A 22181-nucleotide genomic window follows, 5' to 3' on the forward strand; every position below is an offset into this window, starting at 1 on the left:
TAAACCGGAGATTATCGCAAATGACATATTTTAAATTCAAATCGTGGACACCCCTAAAACCGCCAAAACCAGCGCCTGCATTAGCTTTGCTGGCTTTACTTACCAATTTAACCGGACACTAGTGATTCAAGGAGTAAAGTGACGATGACAAAAAGCAGCACAGCCAACCCGGCACAAAGCAATAATTCCTTGTACGACCTGATAGAAGCAGGTGACTATGACGGTACGGTCGCCTATCTTGCCGAACTGCCCCCGGCAGACCGATATAAGCGGCGCAATGATTTGCTGCATATACAGATTCCTTACGATGAAATTGAACTAAGCCGTGCCCGGGATGCTGCGCTGTTTTTGTGTGGCGTGACGCGTGACATCGTCAATGCCGGTAGTCCCTGGGGATGGCGTTTCCGTTTATCACCGGAAGATTTTGTTGATCTTTGGCGACGTTTCAAACCGAGAGCGACAGAGGATTTTGCCGAAGAACTGCTGAAACGCAATCTGGTCGACAGTAACGCCAACCGGTGCATAGCCATCGTTCACGCACTGTATCTTGCAGATCTGATCCCAAAGCCACAGACTGAAAGCTATGCCCGGACTTTCGCCCAAAGCAATGTCGGTAGCTGGGCAGATGAAGACCCCAAATTGCTGCGCGAGCCGCTGTTACAAGCATTTGAAGTCGAAGGTGGATTGATTTACGATGCCGAGTCTACCCACGATCACAAACAACAGTTTTATTTGCGCCTGATACGCGAAGGCATTTTTTCCCGATCATTATTACTGGAAAAAACCATAGGCACTTTGGAAAAACCCTGGAGTCAACATCATTCTGGCTGGTTTGCCCACTTTCATCGCGTACTCGAACCCACTGCAAATGAAATGCAGCAGTTTGCCGAACGTTACCTCAGTTTATGCCATAGCAGGAACACACTGACCATCAATGTAGCCGTCACTGCTCTTAGCACCTTGTATCGGCACGAAATGGTCAGCACAAACGAATTAATGCCAGCAGTCGGAACGGTGCTTTCTGCCACGACCAAAGGCTTGATCGACAGTGCACTGAAGTTGCTTGACCAAATCGTCAACAAAGAACCCACGCTCAGCAAAGAAGCTGCAGCACTCACCATCGTAGCCCTATCCCATACTGCAGCCGATGTGCAAAAGAAAGTGATAGACAGGCTGACCGCGTGGGGTATGACCGATGCAACGAAGGACCGCGTACGCGCCCTATTGCCGCAAGTATCTGCCAAATACCGGGAACAACTGGCCACCATATCAGGTCAGGGCGAAAAGCCAGCACCACCTAAAGCCAATATTGATGAAAACATACCAAGTGCCCAAGGCCCCTCATCGCCGCTGGACGAAACGCGCCGGATATCCGCCATCAACGACCTGGCGGAATTGGTTGAACGCACTGCCTATGTCCTTGAGAACAATACTGACATCGATGAATTTGAACGTGTACTTGATGGCCTTGTCAGATTGGTGCCAAGTCGGCTTCCAGATGTCAGAAAACAATTTCTCCCTGTACTAAAGAGAGCGCACAAGCTCAAGCCTGACAATCCCAACTACCTATACGATAAACGTGTCGCGCGCGCGATGGCGCGATTCATCCTGTTCCTGTTCGACGACGAAAAAGTTCCCTTGATTGCTTCCTACTGCAATCCAACCGATATGCCGTGTGTACTTTTATGTCGCCGTATAGATGATTTAATGGATTTCGTTACCCAGAAAAAAACGCTCTCGCCACTAGCCTCGCCAAGCCATCGCAGGGGTTTTATTGACCCAGAGGTTCTCGTGCATCGCATAGCAGCTCACATCGCTGCAGATGCACAAACATCCCTGTTCGAGCAAGTGCTCAGTCTGTTGCGTCTCGCCCCCGGTCACAATAAAAACGCGCAAACCACGGCGCGTGAGCTGCCAGAGACACCTTATACCCAGGCACTGAGATATGCACTGGGTGATACAGTTGCCGTCGGCAAAAACAAGGAATTGTTTATTGCAGCAGGCAGAGCCCGTCATCCCGGTACTGACGACCCGGATTTAATTGCCACGTACGGCGATATCGGACCGGACGGTGCCCACGCAGCCCGCTATCCATTGAGCAGCGCGCCCTACAATCCCATTGGTTCTCCGACCAAATGGCAGCTTACCGTCAGCCCTGCACCAGTGCGCTTACCGCTGGAGTACATCAGCATTGCAAGACATCAGGGGATTTTCTATCAGGGCGGGCAAGAATGCCTTCTGGGTGGGAGCTATTGGCGACTTGACGAAGGACTCATCAAGTTCTCTGCAACACTCACCCCATCATGCCTGGATGCCTTTTTTGCTCAGGCAACAATTGCACTTGTACGAAATATCGATTGGGTCAATGCTGAATGGTGCAACAGTGCTTTCTTAAGCTTGCTGCTTGATCCCGCTGTACCCATGAACGGACTGGAAACAATCACATTGGCGCTGGGTCTTGTGGGCAAGGAGCCAGGACAATCCACCTTGGCCGTGGATGCCCTGGTTGCTACCTGGCAGGATGGCCGGCTGAACGTCCCCGCATTAGGGAAAGTCTTTCAACAAATGCTGGCTAACCTATCCTTTAATGCCAGGCGACTACAAAAGACCCTGAAAGCCGCGACACAATCGCATCAGACGGCACCCCGCATGGCATTTGATTTGTTATGTATAGCCCTGGTGCAAGAGCCCGGTGACCTCAACAAGGAAATTTCAAGCTTACTGGATTTCTTGCTGGAACTGGCCATAGAGCTTGGGCTCCCCTTGCCGCCATTAACAAGATCATCCATTGAGCAAATGCAGATTTCTGGCAAAGGAAAAGCAATACAAAAAGACCTGCTGCAGCATGCAGTCAGTTGACAGTTTTAACGGGCTGTAAGAGGACCACGGGCAACTGCCCCGGCCTTTTAGACTAGCTTATTACTACACGCATCAATAACGCCTTACTGCGTGCATTTAACGGCAGATCCGAAGGCAAGATATATATGGTGAGGTTTTTCGGATTGATAGACAAGGCACCGGGGACGTTTGCGATTGTGACGAAGTAAATCATATGCCAAATTTCAGAATGTAACGACTCCCCACGAACCATCTCTTCTGCGATAGCATAGGAATGTCCTGCTGAACCAACAGGGGGTATTCTTAGCTATGAAGACATGGGAACAACGCAATCAGAAGCAACTAAATTTTCGGCATCGTTTGCCCTGTTAAAGACACGGCGCTTCGGTACGTTCTGGTTCGCCAGTTTATTATCCAATATAGGTACATGGGCGCAACAGGTAGCACAGCCATGGCTCTTGCTTAGTCTTGGGGCTTCCTCCTTCATGATAGGTCTGGATGCCTTTGCGCTGGGTGCTCCAGCATTTTTACTGACCCTGTTTGGTGGTGTACTGGCTGATCGCGCAGACCGGCGTCGCATCATCAGCGTCTTCCAGTCGATACAGATGCTGTGCCCGACCCTGCTGGTCGTGCTGCTGCTGACTGGCACTGTGCATCCCTGGATCATCATCTGCTTGTCGCTGGTGGTGGGTGTGACGGATGCACTGTCCATGCCATCCTTCCAATCCATCGTACCCAGCCTGGTCGAGCGTTCACAGATAGCCCAGGGACTGGCTTTAAACTCGATACAGTTCAACCTGTCGCGCATTTTGGGGCCGTCTATCGCTGGCGTCCTGCTGGTGAGCATGGGTGCAGCCGGATGCTTTGCCATCAGCGCCTTGTCGTATCTTCCATTCATAGCGGTCGCATTGTGGATACTTCCACGCGGAAAACTTGCTGCAGACGCTAGTGTCGTGGCAGATGGTCGACGCCCGTTTTCTGGTGCGCGCGATATCGTCGCCGACCCTAATTTGCGCGGTGCCCTGATCACAGTTCTGACCACCAGTTTTTTATGTAGCCCCTTGATCACCTTCACGCCGGTTCTGGTCAAAGAATCGTTGCATGGCGATGCCAGCCATTTCAGTATAGGCATGGCTTCATTTGGCGTCGGTGGCATGTTGGGCGCATTCAGCTTGCTCTTGATAAGCAGGCATATCGACTTGCGCAGTTTCAGTTCAAAGCTGGCGGCGCTTTATGGCCTCACACTGGTGCTCGCAGGATTGAATACCTGGACTTGGGGCCTGCCCGTCTTGCTGATTTTTGCCGGCTCATGCATGACAGCCAGTAACACCGCTGCCAATTCACTATTACAGGCCAGCGCCAGTCCACAACTGCGCGGCCAGACGGTCAGTCTCTACATGCTGGCCATGCGTGGCGGTCTATCCGCAGGCAGCCTGCTCACCGGCATATCGGTGCATCTGACAGGCGTTCGCACAGCACTGATCATCAATGGATGCCTGGCTGTGGCTATACATCTGTACACAGGTTGGGTATGGCAACGGGCGAAATCAGCAAATGGTACTTCCGCATTGGCAGAGCGCAATGAGAATGACGAAAAATGATACTGACTGATGCAAAAAACAATTAGCCAGGCGTGCCAAAGAAAAATAGGACTTACGCAAAATTGTCCCAGCAAGGCGCAGCGACGAAGACAGTACGAATAGTACGGCAAGGAGCTGCAACGCTTTGGGGCGCTTTCGCGTAAGTCCTAAAAATATCTACCTCTATTTTGAACGTAACAGGAAAAGAAAAAGGCAAACAAAAATCACCATCATCCAAAACCATGGTCGCAGAAAAAATATCGGCGTTACTGTATTAAACCGATGTGTAGCCTTAAGGTTTGCTTGTCTAAAATCTCTGGCGTATTCTTTGTTCTTAAATCGTATACTGACAACGTCCACGCTGCCGTCTATTTTAATCGGACAAACGCTTGCCACTTTACGCGCCCACAAAAGAAGGAAAACACCGACGGGACCAGCGAGCAAAAATAAGGTCGTTACCACTTTACTTTCTTGATAGCCCTGAATAAATGAAGTCATGGGACGATGCTCGTAAAATCTGGAATACAGCAAACTGATAATAAAAACCAGTGAGATATAAATTAGTCCTCTAATGGCAGTCATGCTGAAAGATCGCTCCAATAATTTCATACCTATTTCATTCTGAAACGAATGCTGTCTGCAGACAGGGAAATGAAAACTCGTAGTTTCTCTCCGAAAAACGACAGAGACAATACGATAAGAACTGGTTTCACGCAGTACTCGGCCTTCAATATTGATCAGGTCTTTTTGCGTACCGCATCGTGGACATCGGCTTGGCCAATTGATTTTTCCAGAGGTTTGATTTAAAGCGACACGTACGATTTCAGACATAATTCATTATTGGTTAAAAATTTTTTGAATGACTACAGACACAAAGGTCGGTGCTTGAAAAAGGCCCAAAAAGCGTTTCCATCTTTTGAGCCTTCAATACCCATCCACCACACCATCAAACCGTCTGCGGCCTGGTCTTATGAAAGGTCACCGGGCTATACGGTACCGATGATGGCGGCGGTGCCTGCAGGATATGTTTTTTCATTGCGCCTATGATATGCATTTCGCAGGGCTTGCAGTCGAATTTGAGGGTGTATTTTTCTTCACCGGTAACCAGGGTCATGGGTTCGGCCTTGACCTGGCCCTGTACGCCCTGCACTCCCTTGGCCTGTTTGGGGCAGAGGTTGAAGGAGAAGCGCAGGCAATGCTTGGTGATCATCAGCGATACTTCGCCCGCTTCTTCATGGGATTCGTAGGCGGCGGCGATCAGTTGTACGGCGTGTTTTTCATAAAAGCTGCGGGCCTTGTGGTTGTACACATTGGCGAGGTAGCTGAGTGTGGTTTCCGGATACGCCACTGGTGGCTCGACTGCCGGTGTGCGTTGCGGACGCTGCCATGCGGCCAAGCGGGCTAGCTCGTGCGCTGCAACAACATCGCGGCGCAGAGCGTTGATGACAGAAGATGGCACGAACCATGGCTGCTGCAAATCAAGGTTGACCTGGACGGCTTCAAACATGGTGTTGCCGAGCTTGGCGAGATTGTCGCGCAGGCCTGCTTCTGCCTTGTCGCGGTTTTGCGCTGGTTCCAGCGCCAGTTGGGTGCTGGTTTCAGATGTCACGCCGTCTTCATCGGTGATCTTCAGACGCAGGCCATCAGGCTGTTCGCTGAGAGTCAGCCAGACCGGGATGCGGCGCTCGGCGGATTTTTTGGTCAGCGCATGTTCCCAGCGGTGGTCACGGTTGCGGTTGACCAGGGTGCCTACTTTAAGACCTGTCAGCTCAGCCATTTTTTCATTCGGGAAGACGCGCCAGATTTCACCGTTGTCTGATGCGCCTACGCGCTCTACGGTGTTGGCTTGTATACCAGCGACGTCGCGTTTGACCATGTAGTTGAGGCCATCGCCATTCGACATGGGTTCATTGGCTTCAATCTCAAAGAAATTGGCTGCCAGGCGGGTCACATAACCGAGGTGCAGGCCGACATATTTGGGTGAATCGAAAGCGCCTATGTCTTCAAGGCGGCCATTGGCAAAATAATCGGTATGGCCACGATGAAAGTTCTTATCCACATTGGGTGTAAATGCCACCTGGCTATGGCCACTGGAAGCACGGCTAAATTCTGGCCTGCGCTCTAAAATTTCATCCAGCAGCAAGCGGTAATGGGCGGTGATATTTTTGACATAGCCCATATCCTTGTAGCGGCCTTCTATCTTCAATGACTGTACACCGGCATCGAGCAAGGCTTCAAGATTGCGGCTCTGGTCATTGTCTTTCATTGACAGTAAATGTTTTTCATAGGCGACTACCCTACCCTCGCCATCGCTGAGGGTATACGGCAGACGACAGGCTTGCGAGCAATCGCCACGGTTGGCGCTGCGACCATTGTCGGCATGCGAGATATAGCATTGGCCAGAGAAGGCCACGCACAATGCGCCGTGCACGAAATATTCGAGCGGTGTGGCGACTTCTGCCTTGATGGCCTGTATCTGTTTGATCGTCAGTTCACGCGCCAGCACCAATTGCGAAAAACCGACATCGCCAAGGAACCTGGCTTTTTCCACACCACGGATATCGCACTGGGTACTGGCATGCAGTTGGATGGGCGGAATATCCAGTTCCAAAATGCCCATGTCTTGCACGATCAGGGCATCGACGCCGGCATCGTACAGTTGATGTATCTGCTTGCGTGCCGGTTCCAGTTCTGAATCATGCAGGATGGTGTTCATGGTCACGAAGATGCGCGCATGGTAGCGGTGGGCAAATGCCACCAGTGCAGCAATCTCGCTGACTTCATTACTGGCATTGTGACGTGCGCCAAACGAAGGACCGCCGATATACACGGCATCTGCGCCATGCAAGATCGCTTCACGGCCAATTTCTACAGTTTTGGCGGGCGATAAAAGTTCAGTCTGGTTGGCAAGCAAGGTCATGGTGTACACCGGTGACGTGGAAAGGCCAAAATTATAACGAAATCAAGGGCTTATGTCTTATTTGTATTCGCTATCAGGGCATAAAACCATGCCATTTGATGAAAGTCTGGCCGATTCATTTACGGATAGTAAGTTTCAGGCAACATTTGCCGTAGCTGGCGGCTTTTGTTCATTGACTCATCCCACAGTGTAGCCAAGTCTGCACAGATAACCAGAAGATATGCCGTCCTGACAAAATTTCATTGATAAAAGAAACACGCATACGTTGCAAGGGTCTTGCCTGCTCTACAATGCCTGCTATACCGACTTGAGCCACATAAACGCAACTATGCGCCTATCTTACGCCCGCCTGCTGTTACCAAAATCCTTGATCTTGCTGAGCTTACTGGGCTCAATGAGCTTACTTGGCTCCTTGCTGCCAGCACTGGCAAGTGCCCAGGGCAATCTGCCACCGGCTGTGGAAGCAGTGTTCAACCAGACCGGGGTGCCGCAACAGGCCATGAGTGCGATAGTGATACCAGCCAGTGGTGGCCAGCCAGTGCTGGCGCACATGCCGGACAGGCCGATGAATCCTGCATCGACCATGAAGTTGCTGACCACCCTGATTGCACTGGAAGAACTGGGGCCGACCTTTCGCTGGAAGACCCAGATACTGATCGATAAGACAGTGAAGAAGGATAGCTATACTGGCAACCTGTACCTGCGTGGCGGTGGCGACCCCAACCTGAATCTGGAAAAGCTGAGCAGCATGCTGCGTGCCTTGCGTCAGCAGGGCTTTCGTAAAATCCGTGGCGATATCATTATCGACCGCAGCTACCTGCAGCCAGAACGCCCGGATGTCGGTGCCCCCCCTTTTGATGAATATCCAGATGCGTATTACAACGTGATACCGGATGCCATGCTGGTCAACAATAACCTGATCAATCTGAGCATTGATGCCGGTACCGACAAAATTGGTGTACGCCTGGGCACACCGCTGGATAAGCTGAAAGTCACCAGCCACCTGCATTTCAATGAGCTGCCCTGTTCCGCCTGGGAAAAAGAATGGCTACCACCAGCGATCGACTATGCGACCACACCGGCTGGCATGACCGAAGTGACGCTGAATGGTGGTTTCCCGCGTCGCTGCAAGATCAATAACAGTGTCAACATCCTGGACCGCAACCACTACATCACACATGTACTGCGAGCCCTGTGGCAAGAGATGGGTGGCAGTTGGCAAGGTGAAGTACATGACGGCACAGTACCGGCCAATGCTGTCGTAGTGGTAGAACGCACATCGGAAACGCTGGCAGATATTATCCGCATCATCAACAAGCAGTCTGACAATACCATGGCACGCATGTTGTACATGACATTGGGCAGTGAATCAACCAACAAGCCGGTCAGCAATAGTCTTGAAGCCGCGAATATCCGCGTCAGGCAATGGCTGGGCAAACAGAATATCAATGATGCCGGCCTGGTGCTGGAAAACGGTTCCGGCCTGTCTCGCACAGAACGCATCAGCCCACAGCAAATGGCTGCCATTTTGCAGGTGGGTGCACGCAGCAACTGGAATGCGGAATTTTCCAGCAGCATGCCGGTCGCCTCGCTTGATGGCACCATGCGCCGCCGCCTGAAAGGCAGCCCGGCAGAATTACGTGCGCGCATCAAGACCGGTACGTTGAAAGATGTGGTGGCCATCGCTGGTTATGTCAGGGATATCAATGATCAGCAATGGATCGTGGTGGCCACCATCAATCATGAAGACAGCATCAAAGCCAAGCCTGCACTGGATGAATTGATTAGCTGGGTTGCTGCTGGCAGGCGCTGAAAAGCTTTGAAGTCACGTCAGAAATGTAGTAATTGCGACCTGAACAGGCTGGCACTTATTTTTTCTGTTTTGGCTTGTCAGGAACGATCACATATTTTTGTTGCTCAGCATTGAAGCGAAACAGCTTCTTGCCTTTTTGTGCACTGACCTGCAATTCATAGGTTGATGTACGTTCACCGTCATTGTCCGTGTTGCGGGAAATTTCCTGATAACGGTAATGTTTGTCCGCAAAATTAAGTGTGATGTCCCCCGGCGTATTGCTACCAATGGCGAGGTCCCATGTGGCAAGATAGTCGTAGCAATTCGGTGGTTCTGCCTCATTTTCACGTAAGCGCAAGCGCACGTGCTTGCCCTTCGTACGTACATTGCCGACATTACGTATGATGTTCACACATTCCGGCCCGCTTTCTTCATGTATGGCCAAGTCCGGCTCACTCCCCTTTTCTAGCAGCGGTACGAGATTGTCAGCATCAAGACGAAACAAGAGCAAACGGGTATTTGCTACTCCCTGCTTCAGTTGCTTGTATTCCAGCGCCAGCGCGAACTGACCAGAGAACAATTCAACGATGCGGGTATTACCTATAGCCGAATTGCGACCGGTACTATCCAGCCATTCAATCACATCCTGCCGGTTAACCAGTGACCAGGCTTCGCCACGGCGACGAAACCAGTAAGCCGCCAGCAGCGTGGGCATGCCGGCATCCAATGCATCGCCCTTGACCAGCAAGACGGCACTGTCTTCATTCAATCGCTGTACCTGCAAGGTATCCATGCGCAGACCAGTCTGTGAATCAGCGGGCACAGACACGGGAAATTCAGCCTTCAACTGTGGTGGCCTGACGATGGCATTTTGCTCGCCATCCCAACCCTTAAACACCAGACGCATCAAATCCCGCCGTTCCAACGTCTGTACGGACTCTGTCCGCCCACATGCCGCCAGCACAAGCAGGCACAGCAGCGCACCCAGGGATTTGATGAAGGACAGACGAAATTGCACGAGGGAAATTTTCTTGATGGAGTAGCAGAGATTCTAACTGATCGCTGTTGGTCACCATGGGTTTGCTCATGGATATTCGTGCAGCGCATATTAATTTCTGCAACAGTTTTGAAGCGATTACTCCGTTTTCTCGGCAAGGCAAGTGTTCAAGTGCTATGTCGCCGCTGCCAAAAAATCTGATCGGCCCAGCGTTGTTCCTGTTGATACCAGACCTTGAGATGGTTCAGGTAGGCATTCTGTATGGAGGCCAGCTCGGCCACATAGGCGGCTTGTGCCGCGTCGTCATAATGCGACACTGCTTCTGCTGCAGCCAGTCCGGTATAGAGTGCATTGAACATGCCCTGCGAGGACAGTGGGTCAAAACTCAGTGCGGCATCACCGACCGCCAGCCAGTTTGGCCCGGCGACCTGATCAAGTAGGGCGCTATGGGCAGCGCAATAGCCGTGATGGCTGCCAGGCGTAAAACCACTTTCCTGCAAATGTGCTGACAACTGGGTATTGCTGGCAGCACGTTGCAGTAAGCCTGCTTGCTGGCTGCATGCTGTTGCTTCAGGCAAATCGGCATCGGTATAAAAAGCAATCATACGTCCGCCACCCGGCAAGGACGAGGTGTACCACCAGCCGCCAGCTTCGGCGATGATCAGGCTGCTGGCTGCTGCATTGTGGTTCTGGCTGTGGCCGTGGTCCCGCCCGACTGTCCAGCTACACACCAGTTTGTCCAGAGCTTTGCGGGCGATGCCCTGGCGTTTGGCCAGCAGGGATTTTCTGCCACTGGCGTCGATCAGCATTTTTGCGTGTACCTGCAAGGGCTTGCCCTGCACATCAAGTTGTATATCCCAATGTCTGGGATAGTCCTGGGCTGGCTGGAAAGACTGTAGCCTGGTCTGCTTCAATAAGCCGGCACCGCGCTGTTGCGCCACGTCTTGCAGCCAGGTATCAAAACGATGCCGGTCCAGATACCAGCCATGGCCGTCGAGATTGCGCATTGCATCCTGTTCAACCAGGCTGGCATCCCCCCAACTGCTGACATGCAAATGAGTGGGCTGGTGTGGTTCTTGCAAAAAATCTTCATACAAACACATGTCAGCCAGCAATCTGCCCGCTGCTGCGGGCAGGGATTCGCCTATGCGCAGGCTTGCCTGCGGCTGCGCTTCTATCATCAGCACTTTTTGAAACGGTGCCAGGTTCAACGCAAAAGCAGAGCCTGCCGGCCCCGCCCCTGCCACGAATACATCCACGTGCAACTTGCGCATGCTGGTGGTTTCTATAAGCGATGGATATTAACGATGCAGCCCGCGTGGGAAGCGTCGTACTTTTTCTATCGTCATCAAATCCAAAGAATCGGCATTCACCACTTCAGCCGCACCTACCCTGGCATACTGGCCATCATGATGGGCTTCATGTTGGGCATTGGGCGCCGGCATGTTGGCTATCGGTATATGCTGGTCTTCTACTTCAAACTCTGCCGGGAAGTGGGTATCATCCGTCGGGCCGGGATGCACTTCCACCACGCCCAGATGATCAAAATGGTGAATCATGTTATTGATCTGGTCGGTGTAGCTGGTACTGCCCAAAGGGTTGATCCAGGAAGCGCGGTTGGCAAATGCCGCCAGCCTTTCACCCAGCGGCTTTTTATCATCCATGACGACGGCATAGTTTTGCTTGGTCATGACCTGATTCGGCACACGTGCTGGCCAGAAGCTGGGTACATAAGGGTCGTAGGATTTGTCATAGCCAGAGCGGCAGCTTGCCGTATCGGTTTGCCATGGCACCGCCATCCAGCGCGTGATACCACCTGCCTGCTGGCCATACAAGGGGCCATTTGGTATGGTGACGCCATCGCTGGTCAGCACCTCACCCAGGCCAGGGGCAATCCAGCCATCCAGCGCATGGGCGAAGCGGAAAGGTGCCATATACATGGTGCTGGCACGTACCGGCCAGGTCATTTCGCAACCGGGGTGGAAGGCATCGGCCAGACAAAAATCCAGCGCAGCTTGCGTCAGGGTATCGCCCTGCTGTTCCAGCGGCACCTGGTCTATGCTGCTTGCATGCTTGCGTTCCGGGTCATAATCTTCCACAAAATTACCTTCGGCCCATTCCATCAGCATGGCCAACTGTGTCGCCGTCAATGAGGCATTTTGCCTGGGTGTCTGCGCAGCCGGTATGGCCATGGCATCGCCATACAACCAGGGCCAGGGCTTGGGTGACCATGAATCAACTTTATAATTACGGAATTGATTGGCGATAGTACGGCGCAATTCCACATAGGCGGTGTTATTGCTGGCCAGGCGCGACAAGGCATCGGCACTGGTCAGATCAATTGCCCCTTTCCAGCCGAAACCGGCAAAGAACCCGGCATTCACCCATTGCAAGCCATTCAGGCGTTCAAACAGGGGCAAGATATCGAAGGTGAAACTGGGGCGCCTGGGTTTGGGTAAACTGCCAGCCGTAATGGCGACATCACGCATCAAATCCCACATGGTGCGCACGGATTTTCTTTGTGGCGCATAGTTGGGTGGTGCGACGACCACCCAGGCCGGTTCGACCATCAATTCCAGCCCTTCATAAACGACCTTGGCATTGATGGGGCCATCTGAGGTGTCATCATACCAGCCTTCATTGTTGGCAAAGGTGATGGCGCGGCTATTGTCATAAGAAGCAGACACGCCATGCCCACCCAGCACGATAAGGTGCCCTTGCTCATCGGTGAAAGCCTCGCCCAGGTACACAGGCTTGCCCATGAACTTGCCGTCATCAAAGCGCTGGGCTTTGGCTTTTTTACCGCTGACTTTTCTTTGCCTGGGCGTGATCGATAACATGTCCCGGTCTGAGACGACGGCATTACGCAAGGTAGTCGGTGGTGCTGATGCCGCTTCGGGAATATCCAGCGCCAGTTGGAAGCCGTACCAGGCTGATTTGGTGTTGGCCAGTTGCACCTGCCATTCTATCTTGGCATTGTCGGCATTCAGTTCCTTGACGATATTCCCCTTGGCGTTGACACCATACACGCGGAACCTGGCACCCTGACGTTTGAGTTTTTTGTGGGCATCGCGGTAATAGCCTGGTGCTTCCGGTTTGGGGTAAGGCACTTCCGGCCCCAGAAACCATTCTTTCTCACTGGTGCCGACACGCGCCACGCCTATGGCAGGATAAATCACGGCCTTGACGATGCAGGTGTCTTTGACGGGTTTTTCTGCTTCAGCTTTTGCTACCCCTGCTGCATGAAAGGGACAGCCCGCAGGTGCCGGGCGCGGTGCACGCGGGTCTTGCAGGCCCTGGCCATTCGCTTCATGTCTGGCATCAGCGCCAGCGGCGTACACGATCTTGCGGGCTTCAGCGATGGAGCCTGCCGGTGCCTGCGCTGGCGGTACGCGCCAGATATTGAAGGCCAGACCCTGGCCATAGTCAGACTGGCCGCGCACGCTGATGTCTTGTTGCGGCAAGATCAGGGTTGCTACATGGACGAAGGGGCTTTCTGTTTCTGGCCATTCCACCGTTGCTTCATCCAGCGGCATGGTCTTGGGATTGGTCCTGAGCTGCACCATGAAGCGGAACTGGTATTCACGCCTGGCCAGGCGGTTACACATGTCCACGGCCAGATAATCCCTTTCATTATTCGGCACGTTTTCTGGTGGTGTCACCGGCTCCAGGCGATATTTGACATAGTTCTTTTCGCCTGCATGAAAAGGCAGGATGGCCCAGTATGTCGTGGTCAATGTGCTGCCTTCGACCTTTTCCATCTGATCGAGTATTTTTGCCGTCTTGGGATGTTTTTTCAGATAGCCGGGATAATCCTGCGCGACCACGCCTGCATAGGTAAATTCCACCATCTCTTTGGCATTGTCGACAAAGAAGACCGGGAAGTTTTGCATGATGAAGTCGGCGGTATCACCATCGTCACCCAGCGCCTTGGGCCCAGGTACACCAAACAGTTTGATGCCTATACCCAAAGTCGAATACAGGTCGGGCGAGGTCGGTGTGGTGTCGCTGGAAAACCTGACCCAGGCATCCAGGCTGTCATGACTGAAGACGCCCACTTTGAGTTTGGCCGGGATATTCTTTTCCATCACCAGCCTGGCGCTGGCCACCCCATGTAATTTGCGGAAGACTGCCCGTTCGGCGGGACGTTGACCCAGCTTGATGCGACTCTCCTGAGCGATGCCGACAAACATCTCGGTCAAACGTTCGGGCGCCTGGTTGGCCTGGTCAAAACAGGGTGGAATCGGGTCGGTGTCTTTACTCATACTATCTCCCTTTGATTATTCTTGGACTAACAAATTGCATAGGCAAGGATTTGCCGTGCCCAGCCAAAAGGCGGGAGCAGGCAAATATGAAAATTCAGGAATGCAGAATGATTATTTGACAATATTAAACTTTAGTCAAGTTTAATATTGTCAAATTGCGCTGAGAAACTTCCAAGAACGTGTTTACGATCTGTAGCGAGCTAGCGTTTGCGCATCAGCGGGGCGAAGAGCAGCGCATGAGCTCCGATCACTCACGCGCTTAAGATCGTAGACAGGTTCTAATGATTTTGGCGGTAGTCGCGAATGGCGTTGCGCTGTTCCCTGAGATCAACCTGGTACAAGCCAAACAAACCTTTACGCACCTTGACGATCACTACGTCATCAACAGTCTTGCTACACCAGTAGGCTCTGGCGAGATTGGTGTATTCAATGACGGGCAGGCTTTTGTCTTCAGGCACCAGGGCATTGCAAGGTATGTTCCTGTGATAGTGGGCTTCCAGCATGGGGCCACCCAGCGCCTGGTTAATGCGTATGCCACCGACATAGCTGGTGGCGGCAAACATTGCCCCACCCAGGACGGCCATGCCCAAAATGATACGCACAGGCACAATGGGGTCACGTCCAGCCTGGTACAAACCAAAAGCCAGCAACAGGCTGGCAAAGACGCCTGCCAGCACATGCGGCATGCCATAGGTCGGGTTGAAGAAAACCCAGGATTCATTTTGCAGCATAAAGTCCACAAAACTATAGGCAAGCAACAGCGCCATGCCTATCAGGACGGTCTTGGTGGCAGGATGCTTCGTCAAATCAAACATTGCCGCATCCAGTTTACTGTCCGTGGGGAAGCTGTCGAACACACCGTGTTCGCGGAACAAGCGTATCAGCACATGTTCGGCATCGTTATCTGCTGCCGGCACAGCGTCGGCATTTTGCAACTGCCAGTCTTTAATGCGTATGCCCCATGGCAACCACTGCGTATGCGAGCGCAGTTGCAACACGCCAAACCGTGGAATGAAAGATACATTCTTCAGATTAGCCCAGCGCATTTCTCTTTCATAGAAAGTCAGATGGGCCAGCAAAGAGGTGGAAGTTTGTTCCAGACGTAAGCCATCAGCATTAACGATTAGTCTGGCGGAGCGGTAAGACCATTGCATCACCAATTGCATCAGCACAAACGCCATACCAAAAACCAGGCTCACCCACCGGTCTGCATGGCGAAGCGAAAACAAACCCTTCAACTTTTCCAGACTCAGCGCGCTCAGCATGTTCAAATGCATGAACCAGAAAAAGGTGCCCACCACACTGATGGCCAACGCCAAATACGCCAGCTTTTCTATCATGAGCAGCTGGCGTTTTATCCGTGTAAACACGTAACTTGTACGCATATCCTGCATAAGGCCTTTCCATCTGCGTGGCAGTAGTCGATATTGCAATCAATGTGCATGATGTCATGAAAAACCTTGCGCTACAATTTTTCCCTCTTGTAGCGTGCACGCAGTAACTGCATCATTGCCACATTCTGTTCCCAGGCGTCGGAAACCACCTGATTGGTATACGGCAGGGTCTGGGTGTAGGGCGAAGGCCCGAATTCTGGCGTCAGCGTAATCTGCTTTTTGCCGGATGCACGCTGCTGGTTGATGATGGCATCCCACCACGACAAATGCTGTTGCAGCGCTGCCGCATGTTCAGGCGCACGGAAATCATTCACCTGTGGCCCCTGGCTGTGGCCGACACGCGCATGGATATGCTGTACATGCGGGTATACCTTTTGTAGTATATGGGCTTGATCTTCCAGCAGCGATTCGCAGGCGCAGCACCAGTGAGACAGATCGGCATTCAATGCAAGTTGCGGACGCTGTTCCAGGTAAGGCAGCAAGAGCATGGGGTGGCCACTGAAACGGCTGCGATGAATTTCATGCACGATGGCGATGCCAGTTTCGGCTGCGATCTCATCAACCAGATCCAGCAGTTCTGAATTTTGCGCGTGACTGTAAAAGTCTTTGCCGGTATGGGTATTCACAAACAAGGGCTTGGCTGCACAGGCATTGCGCAGCAAGTCTGCCAGCGCCTGTCTGTGGGCAACGAAGTCACTGTGGAATACGGTTTCCCACTGCTGGGCGATCAAGTGCAAGCCGGCATCAGCGATGGCCTGCGTCCACGCATCTCGTTCATTGGTATCCAGTGGCAGCGACATTTCCACGCCATCAAAACCGGCTTCTTGCACACGCGTGATAAAGCTGTCACGGTTCAGGTGGGCGCTGCCCCAGTGCGGCGCAAAAATCAATATGCTCATTACCGGCCTTTCAGACAAAGCCACGCACAGGGAAACTGGCGTCACGCTGTATCCAGTTGTGTGGTGAATAATGGGTACTGCCATCAGTCACGTGCAAGGTATACGCATGGCGCGAAATCGGCGAGCGATTGGGTGCACTGTAATGCGGTAACAGACCGTGGAAGCAGACCAGGCTACCGGCTTTCACTTCCAGCGGAATGGCCGTACTGTCGTCAGGCCAGGGCATGGCATCAAGTTTTTCTACACGTACCTGATCACCTTCACGCACAAAACGTTCACGCATGGGGCTGCGATGCCCGCCTGGTTCAGCCCACATGCAGCCGTTTTCCAGCGTGGCATCTTCCAGCGCAAACCAGAAAGTAGTGACGCTGACCGGATCGGTTTCAAAGTAAGTCGCATCCTGATGCCAGCGCACTTCCCCGCCTATGCCGGGTTGCTTGAAGATGTACATGGATTGCCATATCTGTGGCTGCTGCAAACCCAGTTGCTGTGCCACTTTGGCTAATGCGGGGCCGCGAGAAAAAGCGCTGAATACCGGATCAAGATCATGCATGGCATGGCCTATCTTGTTAATGGACAGGGCTTTGGCCTGGCGCAGCTTGCCTTGTTCATCAAAGGCTTCTTCTTCAAAGAAGCAACTGATGTTGTTGGCCGAATTCAGGAAATAATGATCAATCTTCTTTTCCTGTTCTTTGGTCGTGAAGATGGATCTGCTCGACGCAGGATCAAAATCATCCACAATTTTGGCGGCGCGTTCACGCAGGGCAGCGATGTCGGCCTTGTTCTTAAAATCTGGCACGACGATATAACCGTCCTGATGAAACTGCTTGATCTGTTCGGCATTCAGCATGGCAACTCCTGTGGGTGTATGGCTGGACTGGGTGCTGCAGACTGACCGGTATTGACGCAGCACCTTGACATGTATCAAGTGTAGCGAATATCGCTTGTCTCTTACAACACCAACAATGGTTGACAGATTGTCTCCAATATATAGACAATCACTGTATGGACCAATTAAAAGCAATGGAAATCTTTGTCGAGGTGGCGCGCCAGCGCAGCTTCAGTGCGGCTGGACGCCATCTGGGCATCAGCCGCGCCATGGTCAGCAAACACATCATGCAGCTGGAAGCAGAACTGGGCGCGCGCCTGCTGCACCGCTCTACCCGTGAAGTCAGCCTGACCGAACTGGGCCAGGCCTATCTGGAGCCATGCAGCGCCAGCGTTGAACAGGCGCGCCAGGCACGTCTGGTGATCAGCCAGGCCGGTCATGAACTGGCGGGTGGCCTACGCATACAGGCACCCAGCAGTTTTGGCAGCGAATGGCTGGCCGATACCCTGGCCCGCTTTGCCTTGCTGCACCCCAGGCTGCAGCCCACCTTGCATGTAGATGACAATTTGCTGGACCCGTTCAAACATGGCTTTGACCTGAGCATCCGGGTCGGTGGCATACCGGACAGCCGTGGCCTGCATATGCGCCGGCTGGCACCTTGCCGCGGCATTCTGTGCGCCAGCCCGGCTTATCTGGCACACCATGGCATGCCAGCGCATCCAGAACAATTGCTGCAACACCGTTGCCTGCATTTCAGCCACCTTACCCAGGGCAATACCTGGCATTTTGAACGGGCAGGCCAGCATCTGGCTATCGACATCACGCCAGGCTTTTCATCCAATAATGGCAAAGTATTGCACCAGGCTGCACTGCGTGGCCTGGGCATCGTCTATGACACCACCTTCCTGGCATGGCGTGATCTGCTGGAAGGTCGCATGGTCCCCGTGTTGGCAGATTGGGCATTGCCACTGAACGACTTTACCGCCCTGTATCCAGCCACCCACAAAGTGGCACCGAAAGTCAGGGCCCTGATCGATTTTTTGGTGGAAGAATACCAGCCGGTACCGGAATGGGATAAAGCCTTGATGCTTGCAAAGCTCTTGTAAAATATGACTACTTATTAAAATTCACCAATACATGAACTCAGGATTTTGGAAATTTAGCCAATGGAAAGACGTTCCGATTTATTTTCATTGGAGCGTACTACTTTGGCTGCCCTGGTATTTAATCCAGAATTCCAGTAAAAACCTGTTCTGGATTATTCCCACATTTTTTTCTTTTGCCACCATTTTGCTTGTTCATGAATTGGGGCATGCAATCGCGGCAAAATATACTGGAGCCAAAGTATATGCGATCAAGCTATTCGTGATCCATGGTGAATGCGAACTCGAAACTCCCTATTATGAAAGAGATTACATCCTGATCGCCTGGGCAGGTGTTATCGCTCAACTATGTCTGTTTGTGGTTGCAGTAGTTTTCAACTATTTGTTGTCGCGCTTTTTACCCATACTGGTTTTTCAATTAGCGCCAGTATTTAATGTAGTCATCGGGATTAACTTTATGCTGATGATCACCAATTTAATCCCGGTTAAACCTTTGGACGGTTATATTGCATGGCGTATCATCCCCTTCACCTATAGAAAAATTCGCTCGTATAAATTCAACACCTTACTTAAATTCCGCAATCCATTCATATCCCGGAAAAAAAGCAAAATTAACGCAGAAGATGCGGATAAGATAGCCAAAGATTTATTTGACCGGTTCAAGAAATAATTGCTTGTGAAATAATTATTCATTTATTTCCGCGTGCATCGAACCCATTTCTGAGATCAGTCTGCCCAAGGTTTTCATCCCGTACTCCATCTCGCGCCCCCACGGGCGACCTATATTCAAACGCATGAAATTCGCATACTTACCCGAGCCAGAAAACAGGCTGCCCGGGGTAAACGCAATACCGACACCGACTGCCTGGCGCAACAGCGCAAGGGTGTCAACATGGTCCGGTAATTCCAGCCACAGCCACCATCCGCCTGCGGGACTGATGACCTGCGTCCCAACAGGAAAATAGCGCTGTATCGCAGCTGTTGCCAGCGGTATGGTCGCTGCCAGTCGTTCACGCAATTTGCGCAAATGTGAGGGCAAGGCACCTGACTGCATGAATTCTGCCAGTACCGCCTGTTCAAACAGCGGCGTGATGAGGGAGGTGCTGAGTTTCAGCGAATTGATACGGGACTGGTAACGCCCACCAGCGATCCAGCCAACGCGGAAAGCCGGTGCCAGGCTCTTGCTGCATGAACCGCAATAGATGACCCTGCCCTGCTTGTCCCAGGCTTTGATGGCTTGCGGCCTATGCGGCAAATGCGACAGGTCACCAAATACATCATCTTCTATCAAAGCCAGGTCATGCTGTTCTATCAGTCGCAGCAGGCGCTTCTTGTTTTTTTCGGACATGCTGCAACCGAGCGGGTTCTGGAAGCTGGGCATGGCCACCACAGCGCGCACGCCGGTCTGGTGTTCCAGTGCATATTCCAGGGCTTCCAGGCTGATACCCTGGCCAGGAACACAGGGTATTTCTATCGCCTTGATGCCAAGGTTTTCCAGCATTTGCAGCAAGCCAAAATAGACCGGCGATTCAACAATCACGGCATCGCCCGCCTGCGCCACTGCCCGCAGGGCCACGCTCAGGGCTTCGGTACTGCCATTGGTGATCAACAGGTCTGGCACTTCCAGGTCAACGCCAGCAATTTTCAGCCATTGTATCAATGCCGTTTTCAATGCGGGCAAGCCGGTGCCGCCGGGGTATACGCCGATGAGCATGGGGTCTTGCCTGAGCAGGCGCTGGGCGATTTTCGATAAGGCGTCGCAGGGATACCATTCAGGCGCGGCACTCGCCAGATGCAAGCCCAGTTGCAGGGGTTGTGCCGTCAGCGAATACAGTTCTGTCATGCGGTGCTGCAGCGACACCAGTTTGTCATATTCAACCGCTGGCGGTGCCTGCTTTGCCTTTGACGTGACTGCCCTGGCCTGGTCCCCGGCACGGATTTTCCAGTCGGCCACATACATGCCAGACTTGTTGCGCGCCTCTACCAGCCCCTGGGTTTCGAGATAGCGATAACAGCGTATGACGGTGGAAACGCTAAGCTGCTTCAAGTTGGCGAATTCACGTACTGAAGGCAAACGTTCACCCACCTGATAGCGGCCAGCCCGGATATCGCTGCCTAAAGCCAGCGCAAGTTGCGTATAACTGTGCTGCATAACAGATACCTTTATAGTGAATCTGTACAGCATAAATCAGTCTGCCACTGTAAGCAAATGCCCTTAACTGCTGCATTAGACTGTAACTCACTTCATCAATACAGATAAGTTTCAGGCATATGACTACCTCACATACCGCCCCCGTTATCCGCCCTGCAGTCAGGGTAAAGCCAGGTATTGCTCAGATTGCTGCCGATCTGTTTCCAGCAGTGCTGGCTGGCCTGATTGCCGTATTGATCTCCTATGCTGGCCCCATGCTGCTGATGTTGCAGGCAGCACAGGCAGCCCATCTGACTGCGGGCCAAACCAGTTCATGGATCTGGGCGGTTTCCATCGGGTCTGGCCTGTCTGGTGCGTGGATGAGCTGGCGTTATAAAATCCCGGTCATCTGTGCCTGGAACACGCCAGGTGCGGCGCTACTGGTGACGGCACTGGCAACAGTAGCTTATAGCCAGGCGATTGCGGCCTATCTGTTTGCGGCGGCCATCATCTTCATCATCGGCGCGACCGGCATATTTGAAAAGCTGATGGTGCATATCCCGAAAAGCCTGTGTGCCGCCATGCTGGCCGGCATCCTGATGCGCTTTGGGGTCGATGTATTTGCCAGCGCCCGCAGTGAAGCCCACGGCGCGCCTTATCTGGTGGGTCTGATGTTCATTGCCTATTTACTGTACAAGAAACGTTCTGCCCGTTATGCCATCGTGCTGACCCTGCTGACCGGCGTACTGCTGTGGAGCTTGCTGGGCTGGGGTGATGCCGCCAATCCTGCAGCCAATACGGCAGCCAATGCAGCCGTCATTACCTGGCAGGCAGGTCTGACCTTGCCGGTCTGGACTACGCCAGAATTTTCTGTCAGCGCGCTCATCAGCCTGGGTTTGCCACTGGCCCTGCTGTGCCTGACTGGCCAGCAGGTACCCGGTGTTGCGGTCCTGCGTGCCGCTGGCTACGAACATGCACCCAATAGCAAACTGGTCAGCGCTACCGGTCTGGCCAGCCTGTTGCTGGCACCATTCGGTGCGCACGGTGTCAACCTGGCAGCAATTACTGCCGCCATCTGCACCGGGCCGGAAGCCCATCATCAACCAGAAAAACGCTGGGTCGCCGGCCTGTCCTGCGGTGTGTTTTATCTGCTGATAGGCAGTTTTGCCGGCTCGCTGACCACGCTGTTCCTGCATCTGCCGCATGCGCTGGTGACCACGGTGGCTGGCCTGGCCCTGCTGGGGGCGATACAAAATGGCCTGGTGAATGCCATGCAGGAAACCTCGGAACGCGAGGCAGCACTGATCACCTTTATCGTCACTGCCTCGAATATCAGCCTGCTGGGCCTGGGGTCTGCCTGCTGGGGGATAGCTCTGGGGGTGTTGAGTTATTACCTGTTGCGTGTCAAGACCACATCACATGCCGGTAAATAA

The 22181-nt window shown here is 52.8% G+C and carries 15 protein-coding genes; 6 read left to right on the forward strand and 9 right to left on the reverse strand.

Annotation, left to right across the window (positions count from 1 at the left end):
- Positions 1–144 precede the first annotated feature (144 nt).
- A complete protein-coding gene (locus ACO0K9_RS22375) occupies positions 145–2859 on the forward strand; it encodes a DUF6493 family protein (RefSeq protein ID WP_422988567.1) in 2715 nt (904 codons plus the stop codon).
- Positions 2860–3155: 296 nt separating this feature from the next.
- Positions 3156–4439 (forward strand): MFS transporter, encoded by a 1284-nt coding sequence (locus ACO0K9_RS22380; protein ID WP_422988569.1) that lies wholly within the window; start codon positions 3156–3158, stop codon positions 4437–4439.
- 162 nt (positions 4440–4601) lie between these two features.
- Here ACO0K9_RS22380 and ACO0K9_RS22385 read toward each other — a convergent pair whose 3' ends face one another.
- Together ACO0K9_RS22385 and ACO0K9_RS22390 are read right to left on the reverse strand one after the other, a co-directional pair.
- The gene (locus tag ACO0K9_RS22385) at positions 4602–5249 is read right to left on the reverse strand and encodes a hypothetical protein (protein WP_422988571.1); all 648 of its coding nucleotides are present in this window, start codon (positions 5247–5249) and stop codon (positions 4602–4604) included.
- Between the two features lie 115 nt (positions 5250–5364).
- Complete coding sequence (locus ACO0K9_RS22390; protein WP_422988573.1) at positions 5365–7338, reverse strand: peptidase U32 family protein; 1974 nt, start codon at positions 7336–7338, stop codon at positions 5365–5367.
- Between the two features lie 328 nt (positions 7339–7666).
- On the opposite strand from ACO0K9_RS22390, the gene dacB reads away from it, so the two are divergent.
- Positions 7667–9151 carry a D-alanyl-D-alanine carboxypeptidase/D-alanyl-D-alanine endopeptidase gene (dacB, locus tag ACO0K9_RS22395; RefSeq protein WP_422988575.1) on the forward strand — a complete coding sequence of 495 codons (1485 nt, stop codon included), beginning with the start codon at positions 7667–7669 and terminating at the stop codon, positions 9149–9151.
- A gap of 55 nt (positions 9152–9206) precedes the next feature.
- Here dacB and ACO0K9_RS22400 read toward each other — a convergent pair whose 3' ends face one another.
- The 6 genes from ACO0K9_RS22400 to ACO0K9_RS22425 form a co-directional block, all read right to left on the reverse strand.
- Positions 9207–10148, reverse strand: a complete 942-nt coding sequence (locus tag ACO0K9_RS22400; protein ID WP_422988577.1) for a hypothetical protein — start codon at positions 10146–10148, stop codon at positions 9207–9209.
- A 146-nt stretch (positions 10149–10294) separates the two neighbouring features.
- Positions 10295–11401 (reverse strand): tryptophan 7-halogenase, encoded by a 1107-nt coding sequence (locus ACO0K9_RS22405; protein ID WP_422988579.1) that lies wholly within the window; start codon positions 11399–11401, stop codon positions 10295–10297.
- A 27-nt stretch (positions 11402–11428) separates the two neighbouring features.
- Positions 11429–14392, reverse strand: coding sequence for a LodA/GoxA family CTQ-dependent oxidase (locus ACO0K9_RS22410; RefSeq protein WP_422988581.1), 2964 nt, complete (start codon positions 14390–14392; stop codon positions 11429–11431).
- A gap of 278 nt (positions 14393–14670) precedes the next feature.
- Complete coding sequence (locus ACO0K9_RS22415) at positions 14671–15777, reverse strand: hypothetical protein (protein WP_422988583.1); 1107 nt, start codon at positions 15775–15777, stop codon at positions 14671–14673.
- Between the two features lie 80 nt (positions 15778–15857).
- Positions 15858–16685: a sugar phosphate isomerase/epimerase family protein gene (locus ACO0K9_RS22420; RefSeq protein ID WP_422988585.1), complete on the reverse strand. Its 828-nt coding sequence runs from the start codon at positions 16683–16685 to the stop codon at positions 15858–15860.
- A gap of 10 nt (positions 16686–16695) precedes the next feature.
- Complete coding sequence (locus tag ACO0K9_RS22425; protein WP_422988587.1) at positions 16696–17535, reverse strand: phytanoyl-CoA dioxygenase family protein; 840 nt, start codon at positions 17533–17535, stop codon at positions 16696–16698.
- Positions 17536–17690: 155 nt separating this feature from the next.
- On the opposite strand from ACO0K9_RS22425, the gene ACO0K9_RS22430 reads away from it, so the two are divergent.
- Complete coding sequence (locus ACO0K9_RS22430) at positions 17691–18620, forward strand: LysR substrate-binding domain-containing protein (protein ID WP_422988589.1); 930 nt, start codon at positions 17691–17693, stop codon at positions 18618–18620.
- Between the two features lie 31 nt (positions 18621–18651).
- The gene (locus ACO0K9_RS22435; protein ID WP_422988591.1) at positions 18652–19287 is read left to right on the forward strand and encodes a metalloprotease; all 636 of its coding nucleotides are present in this window, start codon (positions 18652–18654) and stop codon (positions 19285–19287) included.
- A 15-nt stretch (positions 19288–19302) separates the two neighbouring features.
- Here ACO0K9_RS22435 and ACO0K9_RS22440 read toward each other — a convergent pair whose 3' ends face one another.
- Positions 19303–20769, reverse strand: a complete 1467-nt coding sequence (locus ACO0K9_RS22440) for a PLP-dependent aminotransferase family protein (RefSeq protein ID WP_422988593.1) — start codon at positions 20767–20769, stop codon at positions 19303–19305.
- Positions 20770–20888: 119 nt separating this feature from the next.
- Between ACO0K9_RS22440 and ACO0K9_RS22445 the strand changes: the two genes are divergently transcribed.
- Positions 20889–22181: a benzoate/H(+) symporter BenE family transporter gene (locus ACO0K9_RS22445; RefSeq protein ID WP_422988595.1), complete on the forward strand. Its 1293-nt coding sequence runs from the start codon at positions 20889–20891 to the stop codon at positions 22179–22181.

Origin of the sequence: Undibacterium sp. Ji50W (assembly GCF_049340445.1) — a bacterium.
Lineage (GTDB): Bacteria > Pseudomonadota > Gammaproteobacteria > Burkholderiales > Burkholderiaceae_D > Undibacterium.

Coding starts and splice junctions, on each gene's coding strand:
- ACO0K9_RS22405 (WP_422988579.1), bottom strand. CDS start 11,401: ATGCGCAAGTTGCACGTGGATGTATTCGTGGCAGGGGCGGGGCCGGCA.
- ACO0K9_RS22435 (WP_422988591.1), top strand. CDS start 18,652: ATGAACTCAGGATTTTGGAAATTTAGCCAATGGAAAGACGTTCCGATT.
- ACO0K9_RS22410 (WP_422988581.1), bottom strand. CDS start 14,392: ATGAGTAAAGACACCGACCCGATTCCACCCTGTTTTGACCAGGCCAAC.
- ACO0K9_RS22385 (WP_422988571.1), bottom strand. CDS start 5,249: ATGTCTGAAATCGTACGTGTCGCTTTAAATCAAACCTCTGGAAAAATC.
- ACO0K9_RS22390 (WP_422988573.1), bottom strand. CDS start 7,338: ATGACCTTGCTTGCCAACCAGACTGAACTTTTATCGCCCGCCAAAACT.
- ACO0K9_RS22420 (WP_422988585.1), bottom strand. CDS start 16,685: ATGAGCATATTGATTTTTGCGCCGCACTGGGGCAGCGCCCACCTGAAC.
- ACO0K9_RS22430 (WP_422988589.1), top strand. CDS start 17,691: ATGGACCAATTAAAAGCAATGGAAATCTTTGTCGAGGTGGCGCGCCAG.
- ACO0K9_RS22375 (WP_422988567.1), top strand. CDS start 145: ATGACAAAAAGCAGCACAGCCAACCCGGCACAAAGCAATAATTCCTTG.
- ACO0K9_RS22445 (WP_422988595.1), top strand. CDS start 20,889: ATGACTACCTCACATACCGCCCCCGTTATCCGCCCTGCAGTCAGGGTA.
- dacB (WP_422988575.1), top strand. CDS start 7,667: ATGCGCCTATCTTACGCCCGCCTGCTGTTACCAAAATCCTTGATCTTG.
- ACO0K9_RS22380 (WP_422988569.1), top strand. CDS start 3,156: ATGGGAACAACGCAATCAGAAGCAACTAAATTTTCGGCATCGTTTGCC.
- ACO0K9_RS22425 (WP_422988587.1), bottom strand. CDS start 17,535: ATGCTGAATGCCGAACAGATCAAGCAGTTTCATCAGGACGGTTATATC.
- ACO0K9_RS22440 (WP_422988593.1), bottom strand. CDS start 20,769: ATGCAGCACAGTTATACGCAACTTGCGCTGGCTTTAGGCAGCGATATC.
- ACO0K9_RS22415 (WP_422988583.1), bottom strand. CDS start 15,777: ATGCGTACAAGTTACGTGTTTACACGGATAAAACGCCAGCTGCTCATG.